This window comes from Streptomyces sp. KR55, from assembly GCF_052245645.1.
In the GTDB taxonomy this organism is placed as follows: domain Bacteria; phylum Actinomycetota; class Actinomycetes; order Streptomycetales; family Streptomycetaceae; genus Streptomyces; species Streptomyces flavusporus.
Genome location: NZ_JBQQCE010000477.1, coordinates 1 through 7,626, shown reverse-complemented (window position 1 = coordinate 7,626; position 7,626 = coordinate 1). Strand labels below are relative to the sequence as shown.

General features: G+C 68.5%; 10 protein-coding genes. 7 read left to right on the top strand and 3 right to left on the bottom strand.

Annotated features, from left to right (window positions below; translation table 11 throughout):
* Positions 1-134: 134 nt before the first annotated feature.
* Positions 135-743 (top strand): hypothetical protein, encoded by a 609-nt coding sequence (locus ACTWQJ_RS42415; protein ID WP_443311753.1) that lies wholly within the window; start codon positions 135-137, stop codon positions 741-743.
* 27 nt (positions 744-770) lie between these two features.
* Here the strand turns inward: ACTWQJ_RS42415 and ACTWQJ_RS42410 are convergent, their stop codons facing one another.
* Positions 771-956 carry a hypothetical protein gene (locus ACTWQJ_RS42410; protein ID WP_443311752.1) on the bottom strand — a complete coding sequence of 62 codons (186 nt, stop codon included), beginning with the start codon at positions 954-956 and terminating at the stop codon, positions 771-773.
* A 152-nt stretch (positions 957-1,108) separates the two neighbouring features.
* Positions 1,109-2,194: a hypothetical protein gene (locus ACTWQJ_RS42405; protein ID WP_443311751.1), complete on the bottom strand. Its 1,086-nt coding sequence runs from the start codon at positions 2,192-2,194 to the stop codon at positions 1,109-1,111.
* Positions 2,195-2,656: 462 nt separating this feature from the next.
* Here ACTWQJ_RS42405 and ACTWQJ_RS42400 point away from each other — a divergent pair, with 462 nt between their 5' ends.
* The 6 genes from ACTWQJ_RS42400 to ACTWQJ_RS42375 all read left to right on the top strand — a co-directional run bounded on the left by ACTWQJ_RS42400 (position 2,657) and on the right by ACTWQJ_RS42375 (position 5,684).
* A complete protein-coding gene (locus ACTWQJ_RS42400) occupies positions 2,657-3,439 on the top strand; it encodes a hypothetical protein (RefSeq protein ID WP_443311750.1) in 783 nt (260 codons plus the stop codon).
* 138 nt (positions 3,440-3,577) lie between these two features.
* Complete coding sequence (locus ACTWQJ_RS42395; RefSeq protein WP_443311749.1) at positions 3,578-3,817, top strand: hypothetical protein; 240 nt, start codon at positions 3,578-3,580, stop codon at positions 3,815-3,817.
* Positions 3,817-4,194 carry a toxin Doc gene (locus ACTWQJ_RS42390; RefSeq protein ID WP_443311748.1) on the top strand — a complete coding sequence of 126 codons (378 nt, stop codon included), beginning with the start codon at positions 3,817-3,819 and terminating at the stop codon, positions 4,192-4,194. The genes ACTWQJ_RS42395 and ACTWQJ_RS42390 overlap by 1 nt, the downstream gene beginning before the upstream one ends.
* A 149-nt stretch (positions 4,195-4,343) precedes the next feature.
* On the top strand, positions 4,344-4,487 hold the full coding sequence (locus ACTWQJ_RS42385) for a hypothetical protein (RefSeq protein ID WP_443311747.1): 144 nt from the start codon (positions 4,344-4,346) through the stop codon (positions 4,485-4,487).
* A gap of 140 nt (positions 4,488-4,627) precedes the next feature.
* Positions 4,628-5,350, top strand: coding sequence for an IS110 family transposase (locus ACTWQJ_RS42380; protein WP_443311746.1), 723 nt, complete (start codon positions 4,628-4,630; stop codon positions 5,348-5,350).
* On the top strand, positions 5,280-5,684 hold the full coding sequence (locus ACTWQJ_RS42375) for a transposase (protein WP_443311745.1): 405 nt from the start codon (positions 5,280-5,282) through the stop codon (positions 5,682-5,684). Before ACTWQJ_RS42380 ends, ACTWQJ_RS42375 begins: the two co-directional genes overlap by 71 nt.
* A 365-nt stretch (positions 5,685-6,049) precedes the next feature.
* Here the strand turns inward: ACTWQJ_RS42375 and ACTWQJ_RS42370 are convergent, their stop codons facing one another.
* Positions 6,050-7,162 carry a PP2C family protein-serine/threonine phosphatase gene (locus tag ACTWQJ_RS42370; protein ID WP_443311744.1) on the bottom strand — a complete coding sequence of 371 codons (1,113 nt, stop codon included), beginning with the start codon at positions 7,160-7,162 and terminating at the stop codon, positions 6,050-6,052.
* Between the last annotated feature and the right edge of the window lie 464 nt (positions 7,163-7,626).

Here is a 7,626-nt window from a genome sequence, read left to right as displayed (position 1 = left end):
GGGACCTCGATGTGATCAGCTGGCATAGACACCCTGATGATCACCGGTCTCGTGCCTGTGCTGTTGCTGCGTCAACTCCCGCTGCACGCGGACGATCTACGCGATCCCGGAACTTGCAACCGCCCTGGGCCTATGTGGATCTGCGGCACGAGTGGGAGGCCGCCTGCGTCCAGACCGACGGCTTGATGGTCAAGTTGGAGGTGACCGAGGGGTACACCGACCCGGACCGGCGCTACCGGCACCATCTGACGGCGCTGAATGAGCTGTACCGCCCCGCGGACGCCTACGAGCGGCACGCCAGCGCGCTCGCCTGGCGATACGCAAGCGCGGCCGCTGTCCTGGGCATGGCGGTGATGGACCGGCTGATCGGCGATCGCCCGCCACTCGCACCGGAACTGGTGGAAGAGATGGCCACCCACGAACCGACCCTGGGGACGCTGAAAGAATCATGTGATGCGCCCTACGAGCGGCTGATCGCCGCCCGGGCCGACGACCACTACGGGACAGAGGCGAAGGCCCGGGAGAATCTGCTCGGTCTGCTGGGCGCGGCCGAGTACAACGTGGAGCACACCGACATCGGCGGGCGCCGACTGAACCCCGCGGAGATCGAAGCCTGCCAGCTCAGCGTGGTTTCGCCAGACGACCAGGACCCGTTCTGGGACAACCTGCTGAAGCCCATGCTGAGCCTCGCCGAATCCGTCCCCTACGCCATCGCACGCTGGCTTGACCGGCAAGACGCCTGAGGGGAGCTAGCGCACGGGAGGATGCTGTCAGACCGCCGGTTCGGGGAGCTGACCAGGCTGGGTCTCGACGATCAGCACATCGCCGCATCCGGCTGCTTCGAGTTCCTGCTTGCGTCTGCCGGCGCTGAGCTTGTCGTACGCGACGGCGGACGAGCGGGGAACGCCGTTGAGGTCGGTCCAGGTGAGCGCATGGTTCTGCATCGTGATCGGCATGTCGCCATCATGGCCGCTGGCACTGACAATCCCCCTGCTCGCACGCTCACGGGAGGGCTGCACAGACGCGGAACGCGAAGCCCTACGGGAATACGCCCGCCGGGAGTGGCAGGCCCGCGAAGATCCCAAGCGGCCACGATGTTGAGGAGCGGCTACGCGTCCTCCTCCTCGTCGTCGGGGTGCTCGAGGTCCTGGTTCAGCGCACGCAGCAGTGCGTGGGCGAGGAGGATCGCCGGCAGAACGAACTCCGGACGGTAGGTGTCAGGCGAGGCCTCGTGCGCTCCGAGGTGGCGGTTGAAGGTGTCCTGGGTGTCGCCGGGCCCGAAGGCGTTCCTCATGCCTGCCAGCACCAGGTAGTGCTTGACCTGCAGGAGGGTGAGGTCGCCCCAATCGTCCCCGTCGTCCAGGGCACTGCCGATGGTGCCGTGATGACCGCCTTTCGTGTACGTCGCTTGAGGGAAGGAGCGCCGTATCCAGGCGTTGCCGTGCCTCTTCATCGCGGTCTCGAGCACGTTGCCCGCCAGGGCCTGAGCGCCCTCGCTGAAGCCGGTCCGCGCGGTGCGGGTGGCCGCGCTCAGGATGGTGACCATGTCGGTGAGCTCGGGATGAGTGACGATCTGGAGGCTGGCGTCGACGTCGTCGAGAACGTCGTCGCGGCGATCGGCAAGGAGGACGTAGCGCTCCTTGCGCGTACCGAGGGGGAGCAGGGCTTTGACGGTCTCGGTCCGTGGTGCCCACGCGAGGGACAACCCGTCGTCCTCACCCATCTCCAGAATCGTGTAGAGATCCTCGGTATTGAGGCCGTTGAGGTTGGCGGGCAGGAAGAGGGCCGCTGTCGCGGCGAGTTGGTCCAGCAGTGTGCGGGGGAGCGACACACTGCGCACGACGTCGTTGATGCGGCTGTGCCAGTCGTAGATATCCCTCAGATCGCTCTGGAGTGCCAGGGCGGGCGCGGCGATCGCCCGGTACTGGCGCTGGGCGTCCAGTGCAACCTGGTAGACCGCGTTGCCCGGCCCCATGACGCTTTCGATGGTCCGGCGGGTGGACTCCATCATCCGGATGTGGCGGCGGGCGGGCTCAAGCATCTTGTCGATGGAGTTGAGCCAGGCTGAGGTCTGCCTGACCGACTCCATGAAACCGGACGGGTCGATGTCGGCGCCGCCGTCCTGGTGCGGCTCCGCTTCCTGGTCGAAGTCTTCTTCGCCGTCTTCTGCGCCCGGAGTGTCCTCGTCGTTCATGCACTCATGATCCCGGCTCCGGTACGGGCGGGCACTCGCATTTGTGGCTGAGAGGGCATGCACGCGACGCCGTACGCGCCTACGCCCGCCGGGAGTGGCAGGCCTGCGAAGAGCGCCATGGGCCGGTCGGCTGACTGGCCACGCCCCGGCCTTTGTCAGCGAACTTCTCCGCTAGCGGAAAGGAAATCTGCAAGGCGGTCTGGCTCGACGGCCGTCAGGAGGTCGGGGGAGCCCGTCGTACGGGACGGCTGACTCGCGCCGGTCACGCCATGAGGTGTGGTCAACGCGGTCTGTCGCTAGGCCAGTTGGGATCCTTACGCTCTGCCCATGTCGAAGCAGAAGCGGGGCAGGAAGCACCGGACGCCCCAGAAGCGGGCCCCACGCCGTCCCTCGGTACCGCGCCCTCGTGCGGCGGGTCCCGTGTTACCGGCCGGCAGCTCGCCGCTGCGGGGAAGTTTGGACATGACGGCGACGCTGTTGCAGCACGCGAAGCCGGACCAGCTGGTGGAGCTGATGCTGCCGCACCTGTGGGTGTCGATCGTCGACGGCAGCATCCCGGCGAACGTGTGCGTGGACGCGTGCCAGACGCTGCGGAACGCCTACGGGCAGCTGGGGGTGCGGGCCGAGCTGCAGCCGGTGGACCTGGTGATCCAGGACAGGAACGGCGACCGGATCCGCTACGGCTCGCTGAAGCCGTCCTGGACGGGCACGTCCTGGAACGGGCACTGCGTGCTGGTGCTGCCCGATTCCGAGCGGATCGTGGACGCCACCGTGGAGCAGTTCGACGAGGTCCGCGAGATCGGCGCGGGCCCGATGATTGGCAAGGTGGCCTTGTCGACGGAGTCGACGCAGGACGGCGGGCTGATGGAGCCGGGCGCGCAGGTGGTGCTCCAGCGCGGGGACCTGGTGCTGGCCTACACGGTCGCCGGGCCGGAGGCGCTGGCCTCCATCGCGGACCATCCGGAGGTGGCGGCCCACACCGCCGGCCACCGGCGCACCGGGGTGAACGTCGCTTCCCTCGCGCTGGCTGCCCTGCGCGGCGAGGGCGTGCGCGGGCGGGCGATGCAGGCCCCCTACCCGAGGCTGCGGGCCCTGCTACGAGCGGTCGGGGATGCCCCGTACGAGGCGGACGAGTCCCGGGACATCCGGTTTTGCCTGCCTGATGAGGACGGCCGGGAGCGGTGGCTGAGGCTGGATGAGATCCCGCTGCCGCCGACCACCCCGGCCGCCTGGCCGCGCTCGTAGGCGGCTGTCGGCGGCGGGATCCACACAAAGCCTGCCGCCCGGTCGCCGGCGCACAGCAGAGAGCCGTCACCGCCCTCGGCGCCACGTTGCGCGCGCTGACGCTCGCCCGACAGGCACCTACTAGGTACCATCGGGTGCATGCCATCCCTGAACGTGTCTTTCACCGACGAAGAACTCGAGGGCGTACGAGCCGCGGCCGCCGCCGAGGGCAAGAGCCTCAAGCAGTACCTCCACGACCTCGGCGTCCGCGAGATGCAGCGCAAGCAGTTCATCGCCGGCGCCACCGCATGGGCCGACCGGCTGCGCGACGAGTTCGACCAGGCCTTCCCCGACGAGGTACCGCCCGCCCAGCGCGGCAACGGAGCCGCTGCTGCCTGATGCACCTCTCCATCGACATCTCCTGGCTGCTCGATGTCCAGGAGACCGCGCTCGGTCATGACGACCTCACCGTCTCGGACTACTCCGCGCTCGTAGCCGCCGTCGCCCGCCACAAGACCCGGCTTCCCACTCTCGCGGCGGCCGACCCGGACGCGGCCTGGCGTGCGGCCGCCCTGATGCACACCATCGTGCGCCTGGAGCCCCTCCCGCACCGCAACAGCCTGTACGCCGCATTCATCGCCGCCCAGTACATGGACCAGTCCGGCGAAGGCATCGATCCCCCCTACGGCGCCCTCTCCGACCTCGTCCGCACGATCCGCAACACCCGCATCCGGGTGCAGGACGTCGCCGACCAGCTGCGTGCCTGGAAGCTGTAGGGTCCTGCCTGCTCGGCCGATGGCCTGACCCGTAATGGCCCCAGCCTGCACGGAAGGCGTAGCCGGTCACACCCCTGCCGCTGTGACCGAATCAGGTGCATGATCCCCTCACTCCCCAGCGCAGTACCAAGCAGGTAAAGGGGGGCGGCATGAGTCTGAAGCGCCACGTCCAGACCCGCGCCACAGTGATATGGGCCGGGGACACGACAACGCTCGTATCCCTCGAGGACTGGTACGGCGGGAACATCCTGGCCCCCGTCGACACCCGGATCATCGAGGCAGTCACCGTGTAGACCGTATGAAGCGGCCGTCCTGGGCTGTTGGCTGAGGGCGGCTGCCGCGCCGAAGACCGATGCCCCGCAGGGAAGTTGACGCGGGTTGCCCACTGGTGAGCACGGTGGCGGGTAGTGCCGCAATTACCGGGAGGCACCGGATGTTTTCCGAGCGTACTTCGGTCGGCCTGGATGTCCACGCCCGCACCACGACGGCCTGGGCCCTGGACGGCGAGACGGGCGGGGTCTTCAGCGAGCGGCTCGATGCCGAGACGCACAACGTGCTGGCATGGGTGGCCACGCTGCCGCAGCCGGTGGCGGTGGCCTATGAGGCCGGCCCGACCGGGTTCGCGTTGGCACGGGCCCTGGACGGGATCGGTATCCGCTGCGTGGTGGCGGCCCCGTCGAAGATGGAACGGCCCGCGGGCGACCGGATCAAGACGGACAAGCGGGATGCCCAGCGGCTGGCCAAGCTGCTGCGGATGGACGAGCTGCCTGTGGTGCGGGTGCCGACGCCGGCCGAGGAGGCCGCCCGCGACCTTGTCCGGGGACGTGACGACGTGCGCCGGGACCTGGCCCGGGCCCGGAACCGGGTCTCCAAGCTGCTGCTGCGGCAGGGGCGGGTCTGGCGGGGCGGCTCGGGCTGGACCTGTATCCACCACGAGTGGCTGCGCAAGCAGCGGTTCGACGATGCGGACACGCAGTTCGCCTTCGACAACGGCCTGGAGGAGGTCCTGGCCCTGGAGACGATGCGCGACCGCTTCGAACCGGCGCATCACCGACGCGGCCGCCCGCCCCGAATGGTCCCCGGTCGTGCGCCGCCTGGCCTGCCTGCGCGGCATCGACACGCTGTCCGCGCTCGGCCTGGCCGTCGAGGTCGGTGACTGGCAGCGGTTCACCGGCGCAACCATCGGCGCTTATCTCGGCCTGGTGCCCAGCGAACACTCCTCGGGACCCAGCCGCTTCCAGGGACCGATCACCAAGACCGGCAACAGCCATGCCCGTCGGCTGCTGGTCGAGGCCTCGTGGCAGCACTACAAGCCCTACCGCGGCCCGGGCGTGACCCTGCGCCGCCGAATGGAACTGGCCTCCCTGCCCGTGCGGCAGCGAGCCGACCTCGGCAACCGACGGCTCCATCAACGGTGGGAGTCCTTCCTGGCCCGGAAGAAGAACACCAACGTCGCCGCCGTCGCCGTGGCCCGCGAACTGGCGGGCTGATGCTGGAGTTTAGCGGTGATGGACTGACTCTGCGGGGTCCACAGAACGGCCGACGGGAGGCCGGGACGTGTTCAGCGCGAGGGACGATGCCCGCGGACCCTATGAGCAGTCCGCCCCGGCGGGCCACGCTCGGCTGTAGACCGGAGGCTCCGTCCCCGACGAACACCCGGTCATGCGGTACTCAACCCGCGGATATCAGGCTGACCGCGCGTCGACGCACGACACGCCCACCGGCCTCCCGCCGGTCCCACAGCACCACCCCCAGGCCCGTCCCGATACAGCCCTGTGAGGTGAGGCCCGGCAAGAGACCCGTGATCGCCACGTCCGAGGTTGAAAAATACCTAGTCAGGAGGTGGTCAATGTGGTCAGTCGCTTGAGGAGGCGGCAGCTGCGCCAGTTTGGTTGCCGACTTCTTCGTCGAGTCGGTCAACAATGAGCATCGCCACATCGTCCGCCAAGCAGCCCTGCGTGTGACACATCAGTCTCTGGTGCATCTGTTCCAGGAACTCCGAGGGGACGGAGGCGAAGCGCACCGCTTCCATGGCCTCGGGGAGGGCGAAGAATTCGTTGTCAGGGCTGCGGGCCTCAAGCACCCCATCGGTGTGCAGCAGCAGGCGGTCGCCGGGTAGGAAGGGATAGCTCTCCGGCTTGGCGGGAGGACCGGTGACGAGGTCCTCCAGGCCGAGGGGCGGCAGTGGTGAGGCGGGCATCAGGGCCTGAACCTTCCCCCTGTGCAGCAGCATCGGTGGCGGATGGCCGCGGTTGACCACCTGGACCACCGGTCCGTCTGACACCTGGGCCACGAGCGCGGTGACGAAACACTCCGCCTCCTGTTCGACCGCTCCCGGAACGGCGCACTCCCGCTGCAGCGCAGCCGCGCATTGGTTCATGACGTCCACCAGGTCGTCGTCATAGTGCACGGCCTCCCGGAACGCGCCCAGCACGGCGGCGGCCGAGCGCACGGCAGGCAGCCCCTTGCCTCGGACGTCCCCCACGATCATCCGGACCCCGTACCGGGTCTGCACCGCCTCGTACAGATCACCGCCGATCTGTGCCCCCGTCTCAGCCGCCAGATACATGCTGGCCGCCCGTACCGGGCCCAGCCGGGCAGACACAGGGCGCAGCAGGACGCTTTGCGCCGCCACGGCGATCCGGCGGACCTGGTCGAGCTCGCACTGCCTGCGCGTACGCACGGCACTACTCATCGTGACGCTGGCTACACACACCACCACCAGAGCCAGGACGTTGCTGTAGACCTGCGAACCCCAAGAATTATGCAAAGTGGCACTGATCACGCTGACGAGCAGAGCTCCGGCCGCCGCCCACAGAACGCCCCAGGGACCCATCGTGAGCGAGGCCAGCGCTGGCGTCGCGATAAGAAGAGGCCCGGTGTACACAAAGTGCACCGGCGAAAGCTCGATCCCCAGCCCCATCAGCACGATCACGAACGGCACACCCTGCGCCAGCCTGAACAGCATTCCGCTATGACCCCCCGCTCCTGGCTGCTGAGCTGAGCGGAAGAACGACCGCATACCTCAAGCCTGCCCCGCTGAAGACGACTGTTCCACTCAAAGCTCTGGCGGACTCTGCGCACGCGGCGCACGGGCACCGGATGACTGCACCGCTGGGAGAACGGCGCAGCCGGGCGGGCGGTCCCGCAGGTTGCACAGGACCCACGGGCTGCACAGGACCCGCCGGGGAATCGGGCCCGCCGCCCCGCCCGTCCGTCTGATCATCCTGCAGCCCGTCCGGTTGCTGGCCGGCCGCGGCGCGCCAGCACCGCACCACTGGTTGCCCGAACAGCTCATAGACTCACCTAGGGCCTGTCTTCGGTTGTGATCAGTTTCGGGTTTTGGGTCCTGGATGAGGTCGTGGTCCGGTAAGACTCTGGTGTGACACGTGCGCAACTCACCGATGAGGAGTGGGAGTTCATCGAGCCGTT